The organism is Wohlfahrtiimonas populi (genome assembly GCF_002006795.1).
In the GTDB taxonomy this organism is placed as follows: domain Bacteria; phylum Pseudomonadota; class Gammaproteobacteria; order Cardiobacteriales; family Wohlfahrtiimonadaceae; genus Wohlfahrtiimonas; species Wohlfahrtiimonas populi.
On sequence record NZ_MVDN01000048.1, the window covers coordinates 1 to 810 of the forward strand.

The 810-nt window shown below is 36.4% G+C and carries 1 pseudogene; it reads left to right on the forward strand.

Features of this window, described 5'->3' with window-relative positions:
- Nucleotides 1-810: pseudogene (locus BZK16_RS13935) on the forward strand (bifunctional [glutamate--ammonia ligase]-adenylyl-L-tyrosine phosphorylase/[glutamate--ammonia-ligase] adenylyltransferase); the annotation flags it as partial.

The following is an 810-nucleotide window of genomic DNA, read 5'->3' on the forward strand; positions in this document are numbered from 1 at the left end:
CTATTTATTGTGGGCATTTCAAAAGGAAACGTTCTTAAAGCTTGATGAAAATGATCAAAAAGAGATAACGTTAGTTTTGCTCCATGCATTTCATTATTTAGAAACTAAGCAACAGCAAACTTCGCACACTTTAAATCTTTTCTTGGACATTTTATCCAGCATCGCTTATGAAAAGCGATTCATTCATTGGCTCTATGAATACAATAATGCATTAATGCGCATTTTGGATCTATGTTGCAATACAACATGGCTCAGTCGATATTTAGCGCGTTATCCTGTATTGTTTGAAGATTTAATGGAAAGCTTAGAAGCCACAAAACCCATTAATCATAAAACTCTCAACAAATCCCTCAATACATTATTGGAACAACCGAAAACCACAGAAGAACAGCGACTGAATCTGCTTCGTGATTTCTTGCATAAAAATATATTAAAAATCGCAATGGCAGATTTCTCAGGCAAAGTACCATTGATGATTGTGAGCGACTATTTATCTGAATTGGCAGATGCTTTACTCAATAAAATTTTGCGTTTAGCTTGGCAAGAGCTGAGTTTAAAACACGGGCAACCAACTTCTGATCACCATAAAAATGGGCGCCCTGACTTTATCATTGTCGCTTATGGCAAATTGGGTGGATTGGAATTGGGCTATCAATCCGACTTGGATATTATTTTCTTGCACGATGCAGTGGAAGAACAGATGACAGATGGTACCAATCCAATTTTGAATAGCGATTTCTTCATTAAGTTGGCACAAAAAATCATTCATTATCTGACAGCACAAACATCTGCTGGCCGATTATATGAAGT